This window comes from Halomonas sp. H33-56 (assembly GCF_040147035.1).
GTDB classification, from domain to species: domain Bacteria; phylum Pseudomonadota; class Gammaproteobacteria; order Pseudomonadales; family Halomonadaceae; genus Halomonas; species Halomonas litopenaei.
The window spans coordinates 2,295,482-2,314,333 of record NZ_JAMSHP010000001.1 but is presented as its reverse complement, the minus strand read 5'-3'; the positions used below and the strand labels follow the sequence as shown (position 1 = coordinate 2,314,333).

Sequence of the window (18,852 nt, the reverse complement as noted above, 5' to 3'; positions counted from 1 at the left end):
TCACTGCAGTTCCGGAGGATCTCCCGGCAGGCTCCAGGTGTAGATCAGGTCCACCGCCTGGGCGGCGCCGGAGACGGCTTCCAGGTAGAGGCTCCTCCATAGCTGGTAGGTCAGGGTCAGCTCGGCGATGGGCGAGAAGATGCCGACGCCGTAGCCCACCTCCAGACGGTCGGTGAGACGGCCGCTGACCACCACCTGACTGCTCTCGCCACTGCCGGAGGTATCCAGTGACAGATCCTGGATGCCGAAGGCCTCACCCATGGCGCCTACCGCCCCCCCGGTCTTGCCCAGGGTCAGGCCGATCAGCGCCGAGGTCAGGGCGCCGCTGGAGTCGCCGCTGTCATCCGGCGCCCGGCCGCGCAGCACGTAGGACAGCGCCCGAGACTCGTCCATCGACGGCTCGGAGAAGATCTCCAGATCGGGCTGGCTGGCGGTACCGGTGACCTTGAGACCGGCGATCACTCCGTCTTCGGTGCTGGCCGGGTTACGGATGGCCTCGAAGTCCAGCGTCGGCAGACTCGGCGGGCCGGCGAAGATCAGCTTGCCCTGGCGAATCTGCAGATCCTGGCCGTAGGCACGGAAGCGGCCATCGACCAGGCTGACGTCGCCGAACAACTGCAGCGGCCCGTTGTTCTGGCGCACCTCCAGATCCCCTTCGAGCTCGGTCTGCAGACCGTAGGCGCTCAGGCGCATGTCGGGTCCCAGCAGCAGCCGTACGCGGATGTCGATGGCCATGCCCGCCTCGGCCATGGCCTCGGCGGTGGATTCTCCTACCGGGTCTTCCTGGGCACGCCGTTCGGCCTCCTTGGCCTCCTCGTCCATCTCGCGGGTGATGATGATCTCGTCACCGCTCGGGGTGACCGCGGACGCCGGAACGTCACCGACCTTGAGCCTGGCCCAGGGGATCCGCACCTCGCCACGTACCCGCAGTCGCGAGGGGTTGGCGGTGATGGTCAGGTCCGGGGCCAGCTTCAGCTTGCCGAAGGCCGGCATGGCGGCGAGCAGTGGATCCTGCACCGCGGACAGCGCCATGTTGGCCTCCCAGCTACCGTCAGGCCAGGCGGCGTCACCGCTGATATTCAGGCGCCCTTCCTCGGCGTCCACATGGCCGGAAATCCGCGCGCTGTCGCCGGACAGCGCGATATCCAGCCGTCCGTCGGTGACCGCCAGGGGAATATCACCACCGTGGACCCTGAGCCCGGTCAGACTGATGTCGCCACTGAGGTCGGGGGCCTCGCGGCTGCCGGCGATACGGATGGTGCCGCCAAGACTGCCCTCGAGTTTATCGAGGCCGGCCGCCAATGGCTGATAGGGTGCCAGGCGCACGTCGGTGATGGTCAGGGTACCGTCCAGGCCGCCGCGTCCCATGGGATCGTCGATGGCCAGGGCCAGGTCGATATCGCCGCTCTGGGCCAGTGACAGCGCCAGGTCCATGTCGATGCGGGCCTCGCTGGCGTCTGCACTGAGCGACATGCTGGTGGCTGGCACCGACCAAGGCTGGCCATAGGCGTCCTCGCCGGTCACGCTGACCTCGCTGTCGACCTGGACGTCGGCCTGCCAGCGACTGCCGCCGGCCGACCAGCCAGCGACGACACGAGCGCCGGTGTCGCCGTCGATGGCCCAGCCCTGAGGCAAGGCCTCGTTGACCAGGTCCATGGGCAGCTCATTGATCTCGAGGGTCAGCGAGCCGGCGTCCGCCGAGGCGCTCAGCGGCTCACTGATGCACACGGCGCCGCCCTGGCGACGTGCCAGGCAGAAGGGCTCGGCCTGGACCGACCCCGCGGCCAGGTCGGCCTCGAAGCTCAGCGGATCATCGAGGGCGATATCGCCCTGGGGCAGCGTGACTTCCAGCGGCGACAGGGTCCCCTGGTAGCGGTCGCGGGCCTCGTTCATGGCCCCGTCAAGGGCCAGCACCAGACGGTTGAGTGGCCCCTCCTCGCTGCCTTCCACGGTGAGCTCCAGGCGGTGATCCGACAGCCGCCCATCGAGATCCAGGGCGATATCGGAGAATCGCTGACCGCCGGCTTCGACCTGTCTTGCCTCAAGACCAATATCGAGCTCGGGGTCGTCGATTCCGGCCACACGGCCGGACAGCGACAGCTCGCCGACACGATTTTCCTCGAACGCTACCCCGCTGCCATTCAAGGCAAGGTCAAGCTGGGGCGCCTGGAGGCTGCCGCTGGCCGTGATGTCTCCGGATAGCTCGCCGGCAAGCCCCGGATACAGGCTCGCCATGTCCGGCAGTGATATCTCGGCGTCGACGTCGAGGTTGGACTCGCTGACCTGGCCGACGGCCTGGATGCGATTGTCGCCCTGGCGGAAATCGAGGCTGTCGATGTCCCATTGCATATTGCTGTTGCCGGCGAGCTGGGCCTCCAGCGACAGCGGTCGGCCATCGAGGGTACCCTCGATATCCAGCGCCGGCACCTCCACCCGCCAACCCTCATCGGTTTGGGTGAAAGCCACCTGCAGGGTGCCGTCGATATCCCCCGCGAGCCCTTCGACGAAGGGTTCCGGATTAAGGCCCGTGAGGGTCGCTGCCGCCTCCACCGAGACGCCGTCAGACCAGTCGACACGTCCCTCGGTGCTGAGCGCGCCGGCGCCCTCCGGTGCGACCTCAAGCGGCGCCCAGGCAAACTGTGAAAGATCCCCCTGGCCCTGAAGGGCCAGGGTGGTTGGCGGTACATCCGGTCCCTCGGCGGCCAGGGCCAGTTGCAGCGTATAGCCGGTCAGGGAACCCTCGATGGCGAGATCCAGATCGCGGGCGATCCACGGCCCCACCTCGGCCGTGGCAGCGGTGGCATTGTCCGCTTCGGGATTACTTGCTTCAGCATTGTCTGGTGCGCTTGTCTCGGCGTCGCTCACCTCGCCAGTCTCTTCGATGCCTTCAGGCAGGGGGCTGTCCATGCCAGGCAGCGGCCATTGCAGTCTGGGGCTCTGGAAGGTGGCGCTGAAGGGCAACGTGGGGTCGAGGGCGTCGAGTCGGGCGACCAGGTGGGTGTCCACCGGGCCCGAGGTCTTCAGGTCGATTTCCAGGTCGGCCAGACTGCCGGCTGCACTCAGCTCGACCCGCTCGCCGGACAGCGCCGGGAAGATTTCCGGCAGGTACAGATCGGCGGCAAAATTGAGCTCCAGCGGGTAGTCGCCGCTCAACGTGGCGCGGGCCTGGAGCTCGGCGTCGGCATCGGCGGAGGCCACCGCCAGGGGCTCGATGGTAACGGTCTGGCCGCGGGCATCGAGACTCAGGTCCAGACGCTCGACGTGGTAGTCGAAGGCACCGTCGACGGTGGTGTCCTCGACCACCAGCTCGGGTACTTCAATGGCCAGTGGCAAGGTGACCTCGGGCAGCACCAGACGCTCACGCTCACCCAGCGGGATGTCATCGGCCTTGGCTGCGGCCCCTTCCATCTCGGCGGCGGCCTCGCTCGGCAACGGCGAGCGCACCGCGATGGCGGCGTCGATGGCCTCGGCGCTGACGATGGGCCCTTCGTGTTCGGCGTCGCTCAGGGCCAGCATGGCGCCGGGCGTCAACGGCAGGGTCAGATGAAGACCCGCCAGGCGCGTAGGTCGAACGCTAAGGGTATCGCCCTCGGCCACCGCCGCGGTGGTGAAGCTGTCCCAGGCCAGTCGAGTGCCGTCGGCTAGTTGCACGGCGACGTCCTCGACCGCCAGTTCACGGATCTCGACGGGAAACGGCAGCGCCAGGGGCCCCGGCTCGGCGCTGGTCGGCTCGGGTTCTACGGGAGGCTCCTCCGCGGCTTCGCTCTCGCCCAGGCGTACGTCGGTACCCGACACCCTCAGGTAATCAAGACACAGCCGGCCATCAAGAACGCAGTCCTCTGCCCAGGACAGCGACAACGCGTCCACCGACAGCCGCAGGCTGCCCATCTCCATGCGAAAGCCATCCAGCGCAAAGGTGTCGAGCAGCGCGCCTTCGACCGCCTCGTACTCGAGAAAGCCCATGCGCTGGCCCTGATCCAGCGCCATTCGGGTGCCCCAGGGACTCAGCACCAGGCCGCCAATCAGCAGCACCAGGCCAACCAGGGTCAACGGCAGCCAGATCAGCAGACGTGTCAGGGCCCACAGGGCGCGTCCTTTTCTCATTGAAGCCTCGTGTCAGGGGCCAGCGGCATCGGGTTCAAAACTCGGGCCCGATGGCGAAGTGCAGCCGGAAATTGTCGTCTTCGTCATCGAAGGGATGGGCGACATCGAAGCGGATCGGGCCGACCGGAGAAATCCAGCGCACGCCCAGACCCGCGCCCTTGTTCAGGTCGCCCGGCCACCACTCGGAGAAGGCGTCACCGACATCGAAGAAGGCAGCGCCCCACCACTTGCCGGTGATCCGGCGCTGGGCCTCGACGCTGGCGGTGAACTCGTGCTGACCGCCTTCCAGGTCGCCGTTCTCGTCTTCCGGCGACAGCGACTCGTAGCTGTAGCCACGCACGCTGGAGTCACCACCGGTAAAGAAGCGAAGCGAAGGGGGAATCTTCTCGAAATCGTCGGTATTGATCGCGCCGACACCCAGTCGGCCGATAAAGCGGTTGTCGTCACCCAACTTGCGGATCCAGGCGGTATCGCCGGTCATGCGGAAGAACTCGGCATCAGAGCCCCAGGCATCGCTGGAGTACTGCAGCTCGAGATTCTGACGATCGCCCCAGGTGGGAAACTGAGGGTTGCGCGTACGGGTACGCGACCAGCTTACCCCGGGATAAAGCAGCAGCACCTGATCGGACTGCTCCCCCTGGGTAAAGTCCTCGTAGGTGGCGCGCAGATAGACCGTCTGCTCCCAGTCATTCTCGAACACCCAGTGCCGACCAAAATCGACAGTACTCTCGAAGCTTTCGGTGTCCTCGATGTCCTGCTGGCGCAGCCCGTACTGCAGTCGGTAGCTATCGTTGAGCGGATCCTCCAGCGGGATCTTGTAGGTGCCGCTGAACTGCTGATCCGGTGCCGACAGATATAGCTGATTGGTCCAGCTATGGCCGTAGCGGTTGACCCAGGGCTGCTCCCAGGAGAACTGCAGGCGCGGCCCCACATCGGTGGCGAAGCCGATACCCGCCTCGAACTGGTGACGATCCGCCGGCGTCACGCTGACATCGATCGGCATGGTCGGGAACTCCGGCGGATACAGTCCAAGCGCCACCGCCAGAGCGTCGCGGCTGATCCGCGGCCCCTGGTACGGCGTCGGGATCTCCGCGACGTCCACCGAGTACCACCAGTTGTCGTTCTCGGGCAGCGCCAGGGAGCCCTTCTGGCGTTCCAGGCGGGGGCGTACCGTCAGCGAGCCGAACCATTCGGTCTCGCTCAACTGGTTGTTGAGTTCGGCGACGTCGCTTGCCAGGTAAGGATCGCCGTAGTCGAAGGGCACCAGATTGCGCAGGCGTTCCTCGACGATGTGATGGCCCTTGAAATTGACCCTGCCGAAGCGATAGCGCGGCCCGCTGTCCATGCCCAGGTACAGCCGGGCGCTGTTGGCCCAAGGGCGAATTTCCATACGCTCATCGGTGAACTGCCAATCGAAGTAGCCTCGCTCCACGGTCAGGCCCTGCAGCCTGCCCTTGAGACTCTCGTAGGGGGCGTGTTTGAGGATGTCGCCTTCCTCTTGCGGATAGGCGTCGATCGCCAACTGAAAGGGGGCGTCATCGCGGGCGTCGCCCTCCAGGGTGAAATCGATCACTTCCAGCTTGACCGGCTCCCCCTTGTCGATGGTGAGGAAGACCTCCTGGGGCTCGTCATCGCGGTCGAAACGCATCTCGATCTGCGGTTCATAGTAGCCGTAGACCCGCATCGCCTCCTGGGTCAGTCGAACCACCTCGTTGCGCAGCCGCTCCACACGATACTGGCTGCCGTCGAGCCCCTGCAGGTAGACCTCGACATTGTTGGCCATATCCCCTTCGATACCGACGATCTCGGCATCCATGCCCAGGGCCGGCACCGACACCGAGACCAGGCAAAGGGCGGCCCCTGATCGACGGACGAACGGACCCAGACCCGAACAAGCGGGAACGCGATTTTCCATAATAGACTGGCTTTCCTGACGTGGGTGCTGGATCAACGCAGCGCCTCCAGTTGGGCGCTGAACGCGAGCTGGGACTGACGCAGTTCGCGAAGATCGGCGCCAAGCGACCGGGCGCTGTCATCCAGCGCATCCAGGCGCTGCTCGAGCCTGGCTTCCATTGCGCGACGTTCCTCCGCACCATCTTGGCGCGATTGGCGCAGGCCTTCAACGTCCTCGTCCAGGGAGGCAAGCCGCTGCTCCAGGGTGTCGAACCGCGGCAATAGCTGGCCCAGTCGGGTATCCAGGCGCGTTACCACCTCATCGACCCTGGTGGTCAGCGACCCCAACCGGCCGGCAAAGGACTCGCGGGCATCATCGAAGCGGTCCATGCGAGCCTCCAGGGCACCTCGGGCATTGTCGCCGGCTCGTTCAACGGCACCCAGCGATGTGCGTGTCGCCGCCAGCGTATCGGCGATGGAGGCGATACGCTCTTCGACATCCTGCAGAGTGTCGGCGTTGTTGCTGTGTTGGTCCAGCGTTGTCTGTGCCTGTTCGGAAACAGTGTTTCTTATATCCTCGGCGGTCGACTCGAGTCGCTGGGCCAGGGCATCGTCCCGCTGTTCGAGTTCGGCCACTCGACGCTGGATGTCCGCCACCAGGTCCCCTTCTCCCTGCTCGGCATCGAACCGCGCATGAATGTTGGACAACTCCCCCCTCAAGCGGGTCAGCTCACCCTCGAGCCGCTGACGTTCCTGCCAGGCCAGCCAGCCAGCGGCCCCCACTGCACAGATAATCAACAGCACCAGTAGCCATAACGGCCAAAGTCTAGGCGCCGGGGGCCGGCGATAGCGAGCGGCGGATACACTCTCTCCTGGATCGGGTACGATAGCGCCCGGACGGCCGACTTCCGGTGGATACCCCATGAAACTCTCCTTGCGGTTCAGCGTGTGGCACTGTGGCACCGGATGACGTCGCTGGCTCAGGGCCGATCACGTGCCACGGGCCTTGGCGGCCAAAGTTGGCTGATAGTGTAAGGTTTTTTACCATATTTACGCACGGCAGACGGATAACGCGTTAGCGCTATCCCTATCAACGCCTTGCTGTGGGGCACCTGCCATACCTCGCTTCACCATGACGTTCACGACCCCGGAGTCCCCATGATCCTTGAATTGCCCGCGCTGCCCTTCGATAGCCACCAACTGGAACCCTACCTCTCGAAGGCCTGGGTCGAGGATCGCTATCAGGGGGACCATCAACGTCATCTGACAGCGCTCAATCGTTGGGCGAGCGGCTCAGGCACGGCTACGAGGTCCCTCGAGGACGTAGTGTCAAAGGCCCATGGTGAGGTGCTCGAACATGCGGTCGAAGCCTGGAACCTTACCCTGTTCTGGCACTGCCTGTTACCGCGCCCGACAGCACCGGAGGGTCGACTGAACGAGGAACTGACACAGACGTTCGGTTCCTTTACAGGATTGAGAGAGGCGATGCACGGGCGGGTCGAGGACGAACTGGAGCAAGGGAGCCGGCGGCCAGGCTGGCTGTGGCTGCTGCACTCCAACCGTGGCATGAGCCTGACGATCAGTGCGCGTGGCCAGCGGCTTGATGCCGCATCGGGCAGGCCGCTGCTGGTCATGGATCTTGGCTGTGGAAAATCTCCGGTGGAGCAACTCTGGCCGCTGATTCACTGGGACTTTGTCGCCCAGAATCTCGGCGACTGTCATTGACCGATGACACCTCGAGCAGCTCAGGTTGGGCCTGGTCTGGTCTGGTCTGGTCTGGCCAAGACAGAACAAGGCACCAAAGCAAAGAGCGCAGTAAATACTGCGCTCTTTACGGGACAGACCCGGTGCCGGGCCGATGGTTCGGCTGTCAGGCCCTGATCGATATATCAGGTTGACGGATCGGCACGTCGGCCGATGCCGCGATAGTGAAAGCCCTGGGCGGCGACGTACTGGGGGTCATAGATATTGCGACCATCGAGGATCAGGGCGCCCTCCAGCTGTCGTTTCAGCGCCATCCAGTCAGGATTCCAGTAGGCCTTCCACTCGGTGACCAGCATCAGCGCATCGGCGCCCCGGCAGGCGTCGAGCGGGTCGTCCTGATGCAGGCTCAACAGCGGGTGGTCACCGACCACCGCACGTACGGCAGGGAGCGCAGCGGGGTCATGCAATCTGACGTGCACACCCTGGGCCCACAGGGCGCGCAGCAGGGTCAGCACGGGCGCATGATCGATGCGTGCGGTGCCGGGCTTGAAGGCAGCCCCCCAGATGGCCACGGTGCGCCCTTCCAGACGCCCCTGATAGTGAGCCCACAGCTTGCGGAACAGCGTCTCCTTCTTGTGCTCGTTGATCTCGAGCACCTGGTCGAGCAATTCGGAGTGGCGGCCGCTGGCCGACTGGACATCCACCAGGCCCACCAGATCCCGGCTGAAATTGGGGCCACCGAAGCCACATCCGGGGTACAGGTATTCATAGCCGATGCGCTGGTCTGCCCCCATGCCCTGACGCACGTACTCCACGTCCACGCCCAGGGTGTCGGCTAGCCCGGCCATCTCGTTCATGTAGCTGATACGGGTCGCCAGCATGCCATTGATGGCCAGCTTGGTCAGCTCCGCGGCACGTCGAGGCATCCGCTTGAACACCTCGTGACGCCGATTGAAGGCACGCATCAATTCTCGCACCTGGCGCTCGGCGTGGTCATCGTCGCAGCCTAGCAGCCAGCTGCGGGCGCGGGTAAAGGTCTCCCAGGCGCGCCCTTCCTCGAGGGTGTCAGGCAGTGCCACCGAGGTCACATTCTGGCCCTCGAGCACAGACTCGAGCCGCTCGGTGTCCCCTACCGGAAAGGTCGCGTTGTTGACGATGATGGCACCGTCGGCAAGACGTGAGGCGTTCTCCTCCACCAGACGGCTGGCATCGTCGCGCTGGGTCGGTGACAAGGCCAGCCACAGCACATCGATATCCGGGCCGTCGGCCTCGCTGTTCCGTTCCAGGGTCAGGTGCCCGGCCTCCATGGCCTCCGTCAGGCGTTGCAGTACCGAAGGCTCACGGATCAGCCAGTCACTATCCTTGAGCTCGCTCCAGCGGCGATCCAGCGGTTGCCAGCAGACATCATGCCCCACCCAGGAGAGCGCGGCGGCAGCGGTGGCTGCCGAAAGCTCACTTCCATGTATCACGACCTTCATGGCTTCAGTCCTCGGCGGCGTAGCGTTTCAGCAGCTCGGTGAAGCCCTTGCCGTAGCGGGAGTGGCGCCGACCATAGGCCAGGATCGCCTCCAGGTAGCCGAGCTGGTGGCCGCAGTCGTAGGTGGTGCCCTGCATGCGGTAGGCGTCCACCCCTTCGGCGACGCGCAGCTCCTCGATGGCGTCGGTAAGCTGGATCTCGTTGCCGGCGCCGGGCGGGGTCTTGGCCAGCAGCGGGAAGATACGACCCGGCAACATGTAGCGTCCGATCACCGACAGGTTGGAGGGCGCCTCCTCAACCTTGGGTTTCTCGACCAGGCCGGAAAGCTCACAGGACTCACCGGGCTCGGGGGACTCGCCCTTGGGTGCGACGATGCCGTACTTGTAGACCAGCTCGCGCGGAACTTCTTCCACCATCAGCTGGGAGCGCCCGGTGCGCTCGAAGGCGTCGATCATGCCGGCAAGGTCATTGCGCTCAAGGCCATCATCATCGACCAGTACGTCGGGCAACAGCACGGCAAAGGGCTCGTCGTCACCGATCACTGGACGGGCGCACAGCACCGCGTGGCCGAGGCCCAGAGGTTCAGGCTGACGCACGCTGATGATGTTGACGTCGGCAGGAACGATGGCACGCAGCTCCTCGAGCAGCTCGGTCTTGCCCTTGGCCTCGAGCCCGGCCTCCAGTTCAAAATGCTTGTCGAAGTGGTTCTCGATGGCGCTCTTGGTGCCGTGGGTCACCAGCACGATGTCACGAATGCCCGCCGCAACGGCCTCCTGTACCACGTACTGGATCACCGGGCGATCGACGATGGTGATCATTTCCTTGGGGATGGCCTTGGACGCCGGCAGACACCGTGTGCCAAAACCTGCGACGGGGAGAACGGCCTTGCGGATCATGAGACTTCCTTCTTCTCGAAATTGGGTTCGGCTGTCGTCCATGGCGATCTGGGCCATGGGACTCGGAACAGGGAATGCGTAGAATAGCGTACCAGACGAACTCGGTCCGCTGACATCGGCGGCATGGAACGCCCTGGAGATACAGATGAGCATATCCGATACCCCTTCCGCCAACGTGGACCACAACGAGATCGACAAGTTCTCCGCGCTGGCCGAACGCTGGTGGGATCCCGAAGGCGAATTTAAACCGCTGCATGCCATCAACCCGCTGAGGCTCGATTTCATCGACGCCAGAGTGGGACTGGCCGGACGCGAAGTGCTGGACGTCGGTTGCGGCGGAGGCATCCTCTCCGAGGCCATGGCACGCCGCGGCGCTCGGGTGACCGGTATCGATCTGGCCGAGGCGTCGCTCGCGGTTGCGCGTCAACACGCCGATGAGCAGGGGGTCGCTCTCGAATACCGCTACATCAGCGTCGAAGACATGGCCGAGGAAGCGCCGGAGCGCTTCGAAGTGGTGACCTGCCTGGAAATGCTCGAGCACGTGCCCGATCCCGAAGCCATCGTGCGTGCCTGCGCTCGCCTGCTCAAGCCCGGCGGACAGCTCGCGCTGTCGACCATCAATCGAAATCCCAAGTCCTACGCCCTGGCTATTCTCGGCGCGGAATACGTGCTCGGCATGGTACCTCGTGGTACCCATGACTACGCCCGTTTCATCCGCCCAGCCGAACTGGCCCGCTGGTGTCGCGATGCAGGACTCGAGATCGAGGAGCAAAGCGGTCTGGTCTACCACCCGATCACTCGTCGCTTCTCGCTGTCTGCCAACGACGTCTCGGTCAACTACCTGATGATCTGTCGCAAGGAGACCGCGTGAACGATTCGCTACCTCACGCCCTGCTGTTCGACCTTGATGGCACCCTGGTGGATACCGCCCCTGACCTGGCCCAGGCCACCAATCGATTGCGCCGGCTGCATGGTCTGGACGAGCTGCCCTACCCTGCCATTCGCGCCCAGGTGTCCAATGGTGGCAGCGCCCTGGTCACCCTCGCGCTGGGGCTCGAAAGCGAGCATCCCGACCACGCGGCAGCACGTCAGCAGCTGCTCGATCTCTACGCCGAAGCGGTGGCCGAACACAGCCAGGTGTTCCCGCCGCTCGATCGTCTGCTGCTCCACTGGGATGGCCTCGACCGGCCCTGGGGGATCGTCACCAACAAGCCACGTCTGTATGCCGAGCCCCTGGTCGAGGCGCTGGGACTCGCGCCAGGCGTCATGCTCTGCGCGGATGACCTGCCGGTGAAGAAGCCACATCCAGAGCCACTGCTGGAGGCGGCCAGGCGCCTCGACGTCGCGCCGGAGGCGTGCTGGTATCTAGGCGACCACGTGCGCGACATGCAGGCGGCAAAAGCCGCGGGCATGCCGGCTATCGCCGTGGGCTATGGTTACATTGCCGAGGAAGAAGATTACCGGGACTGGCCGGCCGACCGCTGGTTCGATACCGCGGAGGCGGTTCTCGAGGCGCTGAAAAGGCACTGAGAGTCTAGTGAGAGGACGCTGAGAGGCCATTGAGAGGCCATTGAGAGGCCACTGAGACGTTGCTGGAAGCCAGAGGTCGACGAGGCCAGGGCGGCGCTGCACGACGACACGAGGCGCGACCTGAGCTTCGCTGGCGCTGGGGGCGGGATCGGCAGTTTCGGCGGTGAGACGCAAGGAACGGCGGGCCGATCGGCTCGCCGTTCCTTTTGCAACGCTCGTTGCTCGCTTCGCTCGCCTGTGACGTCAGCTTCTCGGCGGCTGGGCGTCGAAGGCTTCCCCGTTGCGGCCCTTGCTGTCAGGGCCCATCAGCCACAGATAGGTCGGCATGATGTCCTCTGCGGTCCGCAGGCTCATGGGGTCCTCGCCCGGGTAGGCGCTCTTGCGCATGGCGGTGCGGGTCGCCCCGGGGTTGAGGGTGTTGATCCTCAGGGTCCCCAGATGATCGATCTCCTCGGCCAGTACCTGGGCAAAGCCTTCGGTGGCGAACTTGGAGACCGAATAGGCACCCCAGTAGGCCCGCCCCTTGCGGCCAACACTCGACGAGGTAAAGATCACCGAGGCGTCGGCAGACTTGGTCAGCAGTGGCAACAGCGCCTGGGTCATCCAGATGGGCCCGTTGATGTTGACCTGCATGACCTGATCCCACAGTTCCGGATTGTACTGCTCGAACGGAGTGATCCGGCCTAGCTGCCCGGCGTTGTGCAGGATACCGTCGAGCCGGCCGAACTCCTTGTCCAGCGCTTCGGCCATATCGTGGTAATCCTTGAGCGTCGCCCCTTCGAAGTTCAACGGGAAGATCGCAGGTTGCGGACCTCCGGCGGCCTCGATCTCGTCATACACCTTCTCGAGCTTGGCGGTAGTACGGCCCAGCAGAATCACGGTGGCCCCGCGACGTGCGTATTCGATCGCCGCGGTACGCCCGATGCCGTCTCCGGCACCGGTCACCAGCAGAATGCGATCCTTTAGCAGGTCTTGAGGTGCCTGGTAATCAATCTTGCACTCGGTCATGGCGCTTCCTTGATCAGGCCCCGGCCTGACGCAAATAGTCATCGGCAAGAGATGCCGCATTGCTGTCAGGATAGTCCTGCTGGACGGATTCCAGAAGTGCGTGGCCGCCTTCGGTATCTCCCTGCCGCGCTTTCAGCAGCCCCAGCTTGTACATGGCGTCGGGAACCTTGCTGCTGTCGGGAAAACGGTCCAGTACGGTCTCGAAGGCAACGGCGGCATCGCCAAAGGACGACTGTGCCGAATGCAATTCACCGAGCCAGTAGTAGGCGTTGGCGGTCAGGCTGGAGTCGGGATAACGATCGACGAAGGTATCGAAGTCGCTGATCGCCTGATCGAAGTCTCGCGACTGCACCTTGGAGAACGCCGACTGATAGGCCTCCCTGGCATCATCGCTGGCCTGGCCAGAGGACGAAGAGGATGCTCCGCTGCCGCTGCTGTCTGCGGATTCGCTCGGCGGCTCCGAGGGCTCACTCGGGGCGCTTGGCGGCGCTGCCTGGCGCGGCAACTCGGACATGCGCTGATCGAGGTCCATGTACTGCTGGCGACTCTGCTGCTTGAGCTGATCGAGCTGGTAGCGCAGTTCTTCGATCTGCCCGCGCAATTCTCGCAACTCGCGCTGGTGCTGCTCGACCTGGTTGAACAGTGCGAGATTGCCGCTGGCCTGGGCCTGGGTGGCCGTCTGATCGTAAAAGCTGTTGCCACCGCTGAGGTCTCTGACGACCGGCTGCTGAGCCAGTGCAGGTGACAGGATGGCGGGTACCATGACGGACAACGGGAGCACCAGGGCTCCCGCGCCGCACAGTCCCTTAAGACTGTGTCTCATTGACTTCTCCCACGTCCGACGTCAGTGGCTTTCAGTAAGCAAAGACCACACGGCGGTTCTGTGCAAAGGCATCCTCGTTGCTGCCGCGAGCTGCGGGGCGCTCTTCGCCGTAGCTCACCACTTCCATCTGCGAGGGATTGACGCCCTGCAGGCGCAGGTAGCGCTCGACGGACCCGGCACGACGCTCGCCAAGCGCGAGGTTGTACTCGCGGGTACCGCGCTCGTCGGTGTGGCCCTGCAGCACGACGGAGGCGTTGGGGTTGCTGCTCAGGTACTGGGCGTGGGCGTTGACCACCGATTCGAACTCGGGACGGATGGCGTCGCTGTCGTAGTTGAAGTAGATGGTGCGCACTTCCGGGATGCGGCCGTCGGCCATCTGGCCGGCACCGTCGGTGCCATAGCCGGAGCCGCTGACCTGGCCGCTGCCGGCGGTGCCGGTACCGACGCCGGTGCCACCCATGGTACCGCCGGTACCGGTGCCTGCGGCGCTGCCGTCCTGGGTGCCGCCGGTGCTGGAACAGCCAGCCAGAACGGCCAGGGAAGCGGCGATGGCCAGCGAACGGGCGTAGGGCTTGAGAAACATCGTGTCACTCTCCTTGCGTGATGCATCAAAGTCGATTCATCGGCATATGGCCGTCGAATCAGTTCAGAAACGGGGACCAGGCCGGCTCACGGACATCGCCCTGGGCGGCGGGCAGACGGAACTGCGCACGTCCATCGGCGGTGACCGCTCCCAGCACCCCGGTGCTACCCTGCTGGGTGGCGAAGATTACCATGGTGCCATTGGGCGCGATACTGGGAGATTCGGCCTGCTGGGCATCACTGATTTCCACCAGACGCCCGCTCTCGAGGTCCTGCTTGGCCACCTGATAGCCATTGTTGCCGCGGTGGATCAAGAACAGCGTTTCGCCATCCGGCGACAGGCGACCACGAGCATTGTAGTTGCCGGTGTAGGTCAGACGCTCGGCCTCACCACCGGACACGCTCTGGCGATAGATCTGGGGGCCGCCCGAGCGGTCCGAGGTGAAGATCAGGGAGCGGCCGTCCGGCGCCCAGGCCGGCTCGGTTTCGATGCTCGAGGAGTTGGTGACACGCTGAACGTTGCGCGAGCCGATATCCATCACGTAGATCTCGGGCTGGCCGTCCCGGGACAGCGCCATCGCCAGGCGACGACCATCCGGCGACCAGCTCGGTGCGCTGTTGAGCCCCTCGAAGTCGGTCAGCTTGACGCGCTGACCGGTGGCCAGATTCTGCACGTAGATGGCCGGCCGTTCGGTCTCGAAGGACACATAGGCCAGCTTGCCGCCATCCGGCGACCAGGCCGGTGACATGATCGGTTCATCGGACGTCAGGACCTGCTGGCTGTTGCGCCCATCGGCGTCGGCCACATAGAGCCCGTACTGGGTGTTGTCGCCCACCCCCTGCGAGGTGACATAGGCGATGCGGGTCGAGAAGGCGCCACGAATTCCGGTGATCTCCTCGAAGATCTGGTCACTGATATAGTGCGCCGCGCCGCGCAGATCGGAACTCGATGCCGTGACCGTCTCGCCCAGCAGCCGGGTCTCGCCACTGACGTCGAGAAGCTCGAAGCGCACCTTGACCTGGCCACCCTCCTGACTGGTGCTGCCGACCACCAGGTAGCGCGAGTCGAGACTGCGCCAGTCACCGTAGGTGACCTCTTCGCTGCTCGAGGGCTGGTTGAACATTTCTGAGCGCGGCAACGGTTCGAAGTAGCCGCTGCGCTCCAGGTCATCGGAGACGACCTGGGCGATATCCTCCGGTAGCCCACCCGCCTGGTCGGCGAAGGGCACCACCGCGATCGGTGTGGCCCTTTCGTTGCCACGGGTGATATCGATGGTCAGATCGGCCTGGGCCGCTGGCCCGGCCAGCCATACCAGCATGCCTGCCACAACAGCAAGCAGACGCTTGGCAAGGCTTGTGTGAGCGACGGTCATGCTGACCCTCCTGGTCCACCAACTCGCATTCAAGGCTCTCATCAGCGAATGTCTCCCGGTCTGAATCGCAGATTGAATTGACGATAGTCGCGTTGCACGCCGCTGGGAAGGTCTCGCAGTTCGGTGAACGGAGCAGCAGACTCCACCGCCTGGATGGCGGAGTTGTCGAAGGCGGCGTTTCCGCTCGAACGTGTGACCGTTGCAGCAAATACTTCACCCGAGGGCCCCAACCTGACCTGTACCTCGGCGGTGGTGCCGTCGCCCACATTGGGCGGGATGACCCAGGCCTGCTCCACCGCACGCCGCACCAGCTGGATAAAGCCATTGGCGGCCTCGTTCCCCTGTTCGGCGTTGGAGACGGCACTGGAATCGCCCTCGATGATCCGCTGAAGCTGCCGCTCGGCCTCTTCTCTGGCCTTCTGTTCGGCGGCCTCGCGGGCCTGGCGCTCGGCCTCTTCCTGTGCCTTGCGTTCCGCTTCCTGGCGGGCCTGACGTTCGGCCTCTTCCTGTGCCTTGCGCTCGGCTTCCTCTCTTGCCTGCTGCTCCGCTTCCTCTCTTGCTTTCTGCTCGGCTGCCTCGCGGGCCTGACGTTCGGCTTCTTCCTGTGCCTTGCGCTCAGCCTCCTCTCTTGCCTGCTGCTCGGCTTCCTCTCTTGCTTTCTGCTCGGCTTCCTCGCGGGCCTGTCGTTCGGCCTCCTGCTGTCGCGCCGCCTCTTCCTGACGACGTCGCTCGGCTTCGGCCTGGCGCTCCTGCTCGGCCTGCTGGCGAGCGGCTTCACGCTCGGCTTCCTCTTCGGCCTTGCGCTGGGCGGCGGCTTCGGCCTCGGCGGCCCGCCGTTCGGCTTCCGCCTGGGCTTGTTCGGCAGCTTCTTCCCTTGCCTGCTGCTCGGCTTCCTGCTGAGCCTGTTGTTCTGCCGCCTGACGCTCGGCCTCTTCGGCGGCCTGCTGCTCTGCGGCCTCGCGGGCCTGACGTTCGGCCTCCTCCTGGGCCTGGCGCTCGGCTTCTTCCTGAGCCTGACGTTCGGCCGCGCGGGTGCGTGCCTCGGCCGCCTGCTGGGCCTGATCGGTACGTGTCTCGGTGCTGATCAGGGTAGCCTGCACGATGGCGTTGTTGGGCGCCTCGGGTTCACTGCTCGGCCACTTGATCACACTGATGACCAGGATACCCAGGTGCAGGGCAACGGCCAGCACCGTCGGCAGACCATAGCCAACTCGCCCGGCGGAACGCTTGAGTGTCTTTCGCCGCTGTGGTTTCGCCATGAGCGCTCCTAACCGTCCTGGGGCGGGGGTTCGGAGATCAACCCGACGTTGGCGACGCCGGCCACCTGCAGCGTGCTCATCAAGGTCACCACCTGGCCGTAGGAGACGTTGCGATCACCCCGCACCATGACCGGCGTACCGGGGTTGCGCTCGAGCAGAATGACCACGCGGTCACTCAACTCGTCCAGGCTGACCTGGGTCTCGTCGCCACCGAGGCTGATGAAGTACTGCCCTTCCTTGTCCACCGAGACGATGATCGGGTCGGTGTCTTCGGTGTCCTCGATCGGCTCCGATGTCGCCTGAGGCAGGTCGACCTTGACCCCCTGGGTCAGCATCGGCGCGGTGATCATGAAGATCACCAGCAGCACCAGCATGACGTCGATAAAGGGGACCACATTGATTTCCCCCATGGGCTTGCTGCGCCCACGGCGATTGAAGGGTCCAAGCATGCGGCGTCTCCTTGATCAGGCGGCGCCGGCGTCGGGCCGGCCCTGCAGGTTGCGGTGCAGGATGGAGTGGAACTCCTCGGCAAAGTCTTCGTACTTACCCAGCAGGCGCGACGATTCCGCCGACAGGCGGTTATAGAAGATGACCGCGGGGATCGCTGCAAACAGGCCCATGGCGGTCGCGACAAGCGCCTCCGCGATCCATGGTGCCACCGTGGCCAGGGTCGCCTGCTGGGCCATCGACAGCGACTGGAAGGAGCCCATGATGCCCCAGACGGTGCCGAACAGGCCGATATAGGGGCTGGCCGAGGCCACCGTGGCGAGGAACACCAGGTGCAGGTTCAGGCGCTCTTCTTCACGTGACCAGGCCACCCGCATGCTGCGTTGGACGCCGTCGAGGATCGCCTGGGGGCTGCGGGTCTTCGGCATCAGTCGATTGAACTCGCGAAAGCCGGCGCGAAAGATGTGCTCGGCGCCCTGGGTCTCGCCCTCGGCCGGGGCGTCTCGATACAGCTCGTTGAGGTCGACGCCGGACCAGAAGCGGTCCTCGAAGGCGCGATGCGCCTTGCGTGCACGGCGCATCACAAAGCTGCGCTGGAACACCACGATCCAGGAAAGCACGGAACCGATCATCAGCAGCAGCATGACAAATTGCACCACGCCGCTGGCGTTCATGATCAGATGGGGAATGGACATGGAGTCGTTCACGGAAATCCTCGTCTCGGGTCAGTCGTTGGAAGCGTCGAAGGCCTGGTCGTCAGGGGCCATGCCGAAATGGGTCCAGGCCTGGCGCGTCACCACCCGGCCTCGTGCGGTGCGCATCATCAGACCTTGCTGAATCAGGTAGGGTTCGATCACGTCCTCTATGGTGTCGCGCTCCTCGCCGATGGCCGCCGACAGCGAATCCACGCCCACCGGGCCACCGTCGAACTTCTCGAGCATCGCCAGCAGCAGACGACGGTCCATATGGTCGAGGCCATGGTGGTCAACGTGCAGCATGTTGAGCGCCTGGTCGGCCACCTCGGCGGTGATGCGCCCTGCCGCCTTGACCTCGGCGAAGTCGCGAACCCGCCGCAGCAGCCGGTTGGCGATACGTGGTGTGCCACGGGAGCGCCTGGCCACCTCACGGGCGCCGTCCGTGTCGGTGTGCACCTCGAGCAGGCGCGCCGAGCGTGCCACGATCTCGGTCAGCTCGTCGATGGCATAGAACTCGAGGCGCTGCACGATACCGAAACGATCACGCAGCGGTGACGTCAGACGCCCGGCTCGGGTGGTCGCCCCGACCAGGGTAAAGGGGGGCAGATCGAGCTTGATCGAGCGGGCCGCAGGGCCCTCACCGATGACGATATCAAGCTGGAAGTCTTCCATGGCGGGATAGAGGATCTCTTCCACCACCGGCGAGAGTCGATGGATCTCGTCGATGAACAGGACGTCACCGGCCTTGAGATTGGTGAGCATGGCGGCCAGGTCGCCGGCACGCTCGAGCACCGGTCCGGAGGTCGAGGTCAGGCCCACGCCCATCTCGGTGGCGATGATATTGGCCAGGGTGGTCTTGCCGAGTCCAGGCGGGCCGAATACCAGGGTGTGGTCGAGACTCTCGTCCCGGGCCCGGGCGGCGTGGATGAAGATCTCGAGCTGCTCCCTGACCCGGGGCTGGCCGATATAGTCGGCCAGGCGCCTGGGGCGGATGGCGTGGTCCACCCGCCCTTCTCCTTCCTGCGGATCGGCGGCGATCAGTCGGTCGGTATCGATCATGG

General features: G+C 64.8%; 16 protein-coding genes. 3 read left to right on the top strand and 13 right to left on the bottom strand.

Annotation, left to right across the window (positions count from 1 at the left end; all coding sequences use genetic code 11):
• From tamB to NFH98_RS09745, 3 genes are read right to left on the bottom strand one after another with little or no spacing between them, the layout of a single operon-like run.
• Complete coding sequence (gene tamB / locus NFH98_RS09755) at nucleotides 1-4,104, bottom strand: autotransporter assembly complex protein TamB (protein ID WP_348828073.1); 4,104 nt, start codon at nucleotides 4,102-4,104, stop codon at nucleotides 1-3.
• 34 nt (nucleotides 4,105-4,138) lie between these two features.
• Nucleotides 4,139-6,019, bottom strand: a complete 1,881-nt coding sequence (gene tamA, locus NFH98_RS09750) for an autotransporter assembly complex protein TamA (protein ID WP_348828072.1) — start codon at nucleotides 6,017-6,019, stop codon at nucleotides 4,139-4,141.
• A 32-nt stretch (nucleotides 6,020-6,051) separates the two neighbouring features.
• Nucleotides 6,052-6,921 carry a hypothetical protein gene (locus tag NFH98_RS09745; protein WP_348828071.1) on the bottom strand — a complete coding sequence of 290 codons (870 nt, stop codon included), beginning with the start codon at nucleotides 6,919-6,921 and terminating at the stop codon, nucleotides 6,052-6,054.
• A 234-nt stretch (nucleotides 6,922-7,155) separates the two neighbouring features.
• Between NFH98_RS09745 and NFH98_RS09740 the strand changes: the two genes are divergently transcribed.
• Entirely contained in the window at nucleotides 7,156-7,722 is a 567-nt protein-coding gene (locus tag NFH98_RS09740; protein WP_348828070.1) for a Fe-Mn family superoxide dismutase, read from the top strand.
• A 164-nt stretch (nucleotides 7,723-7,886) separates the two neighbouring features.
• Here the strand turns inward: NFH98_RS09740 and NFH98_RS09735 are convergent, their stop codons facing one another.
• Nucleotides 7,887-9,179, bottom strand: coding sequence for a nucleotide sugar dehydrogenase (locus tag NFH98_RS09735; RefSeq protein ID WP_348828069.1), 1,293 nt, complete (start codon nucleotides 9,177-9,179; stop codon nucleotides 7,887-7,889).
• 4 nt (nucleotides 9,180-9,183) lie between these two features.
• Nucleotides 9,184-10,074, bottom strand: a complete 891-nt coding sequence (gene galU, locus NFH98_RS09730) for a UTP--glucose-1-phosphate uridylyltransferase GalU (RefSeq protein WP_045992053.1) — start codon at nucleotides 10,072-10,074, stop codon at nucleotides 9,184-9,186.
• A gap of 145 nt (nucleotides 10,075-10,219) precedes the next feature.
• Between galU and ubiG the strand changes: the two genes are divergently transcribed.
• Together ubiG and NFH98_RS09720 are read left to right on the top strand one after the other, a co-directional pair.
• The gene (ubiG, locus tag NFH98_RS09725; protein ID WP_108133608.1) at nucleotides 10,220-10,945 is read left to right on the top strand and encodes a bifunctional 2-polyprenyl-6-hydroxyphenol methylase/3-demethylubiquinol 3-O-methyltransferase UbiG; all 726 of its coding nucleotides are present in this window, start codon (nucleotides 10,220-10,222) and stop codon (nucleotides 10,943-10,945) included.
• Entirely contained in the window at nucleotides 10,942-11,604 is a 663-nt protein-coding gene (locus NFH98_RS09720; protein ID WP_222516818.1) for an HAD family hydrolase, read from the top strand. Before ubiG ends, NFH98_RS09720 begins: the two co-directional genes overlap by 4 nt.
• Nucleotides 11,605-11,847: 243 nt before the next feature.
• Here NFH98_RS09720 and NFH98_RS09715 read toward each other — a convergent pair whose 3' ends face one another.
• The 8 genes from NFH98_RS09715 to ruvB form a co-directional block, all read right to left on the bottom strand.
• The gene (locus tag NFH98_RS09715; protein ID WP_045992050.1) at nucleotides 11,848-12,612 is read right to left on the bottom strand and encodes a YciK family oxidoreductase; all 765 of its coding nucleotides are present in this window, start codon (nucleotides 12,610-12,612) and stop codon (nucleotides 11,848-11,850) included.
• A 13-nt stretch (nucleotides 12,613-12,625) separates the two neighbouring features.
• Nucleotides 12,626-13,435 carry a tol-pal system protein YbgF gene (gene ybgF / locus NFH98_RS09710; RefSeq protein ID WP_348828068.1) on the bottom strand — a complete coding sequence of 270 codons (810 nt, stop codon included), beginning with the start codon at nucleotides 13,433-13,435 and terminating at the stop codon, nucleotides 12,626-12,628.
• A 31-nt stretch (nucleotides 13,436-13,466) separates the two neighbouring features.
• Nucleotides 13,467-14,018 (bottom strand): peptidoglycan-associated lipoprotein Pal, encoded by a 552-nt coding sequence (pal, locus tag NFH98_RS09705; protein ID WP_045992086.1) that lies wholly within the window; start codon nucleotides 14,016-14,018, stop codon nucleotides 13,467-13,469.
• A 58-nt stretch (nucleotides 14,019-14,076) separates the two neighbouring features.
• Nucleotides 14,077-15,336: a Tol-Pal system beta propeller repeat protein TolB gene (gene tolB / locus NFH98_RS09700; RefSeq protein ID WP_240184157.1), complete on the bottom strand. Its 1,260-nt coding sequence runs from the start codon at nucleotides 15,334-15,336 to the stop codon at nucleotides 14,077-14,079.
• Nucleotides 15,337-15,431: 95 nt separating this feature from the next.
• Nucleotides 15,432-16,649 carry a cell envelope integrity protein TolA gene (tolA, locus tag NFH98_RS09695; protein ID WP_349622612.1) on the bottom strand — a complete coding sequence of 406 codons (1,218 nt, stop codon included), beginning with the start codon at nucleotides 16,647-16,649 and terminating at the stop codon, nucleotides 15,432-15,434.
• Between the two features lie 8 nt (nucleotides 16,650-16,657).
• Nucleotides 16,658-17,098: a protein TolR gene (gene tolR / locus NFH98_RS09690; protein ID WP_108133603.1), complete on the bottom strand. Its 441-nt coding sequence runs from the start codon at nucleotides 17,096-17,098 to the stop codon at nucleotides 16,658-16,660.
• 15 nt (nucleotides 17,099-17,113) lie between these two features.
• Nucleotides 17,114-17,791: a protein TolQ gene (tolQ, locus tag NFH98_RS09685; RefSeq protein ID WP_181248684.1), complete on the bottom strand. Its 678-nt coding sequence runs from the start codon at nucleotides 17,789-17,791 to the stop codon at nucleotides 17,114-17,116.
• Nucleotides 17,792-17,821: 30 nt separating this feature from the next.
• Nucleotides 17,822-18,850, bottom strand: coding sequence for a Holliday junction branch migration DNA helicase RuvB (gene ruvB / locus NFH98_RS09680; protein ID WP_045992045.1), 1,029 nt, complete (start codon nucleotides 18,848-18,850; stop codon nucleotides 17,822-17,824).
• Nucleotides 18,851-18,852: the final 2 nt, after the last annotated feature.

Excerpts from the sequence above, each read along its gene's own strand:
- tamB (WP_348828073.1), bottom strand. The coding sequence starts at position 4,104 with ATGAGAAAAGGACGCGCCCTGTGGGCCCTGACACGTCTGCTGATCTGG.
- tamA (WP_348828072.1), bottom strand. The coding sequence starts at position 6,019 with ATGGAAAATCGCGTTCCCGCTTGTTCGGGTCTGGGTCCGTTCGTCCGT.
- NFH98_RS09745 (WP_348828071.1), bottom strand. The coding sequence starts at position 6,921 with ATGGGGTATCCACCGGAAGTCGGCCGTCCGGGCGCTATCGTACCCGAT.
- NFH98_RS09740 (WP_348828070.1), top strand. The coding sequence starts at position 7,156 with ATGATCCTTGAATTGCCCGCGCTGCCCTTCGATAGCCACCAACTGGAA.
- NFH98_RS09735 (WP_348828069.1), bottom strand. The coding sequence starts at position 9,179 with ATGAAGGTCGTGATACATGGAAGTGAGCTTTCGGCAGCCACCGCTGCC.
- galU (WP_045992053.1), bottom strand. The coding sequence starts at position 10,074 with ATGATCCGCAAGGCCGTTCTCCCCGTCGCAGGTTTTGGCACACGGTGT.
- ubiG (WP_108133608.1), top strand. The coding sequence starts at position 10,220 with ATGAGCATATCCGATACCCCTTCCGCCAACGTGGACCACAACGAGATC.
- NFH98_RS09715 (WP_045992050.1), bottom strand. The coding sequence starts at position 12,612 with ATGACCGAGTGCAAGATTGATTACCAGGCACCTCAAGACCTGCTAAAG.
- ybgF (WP_348828068.1), bottom strand. The coding sequence starts at position 13,435 with ATGAGACACAGTCTTAAGGGACTGTGCGGCGCGGGAGCCCTGGTGCTC.
- pal (WP_045992086.1), bottom strand. The coding sequence starts at position 14,018 with ATGTTTCTCAAGCCCTACGCCCGTTCGCTGGCCATCGCCGCTTCCCTG.
- tolB (WP_240184157.1), bottom strand. The coding sequence starts at position 15,336 with ATGCTGGTATGGCTGGCCGGGCCAGCGGCCCAGGCCGATCTGACCATC.
- tolA (WP_349622612.1), bottom strand. The coding sequence starts at position 16,649 with ATGGCGAAACCACAGCGGCGAAAGACACTCAAGCGTTCCGCCGGGCGA.
- tolR (WP_108133603.1), bottom strand. The coding sequence starts at position 17,098 with ATGCTTGGACCCTTCAATCGCCGTGGGCGCAGCAAGCCCATGGGGGAA.
- tolQ (WP_181248684.1), bottom strand. The coding sequence starts at position 17,791 with ATGTCCATTCCCCATCTGATCATGAACGCCAGCGGCGTGGTGCAATTT.
- ruvB (WP_045992045.1), bottom strand. The coding sequence starts at position 18,850 with ATGATCGATACCGACCGACTGATCGCCGCCGATCCGCAGGAAGGAGAA.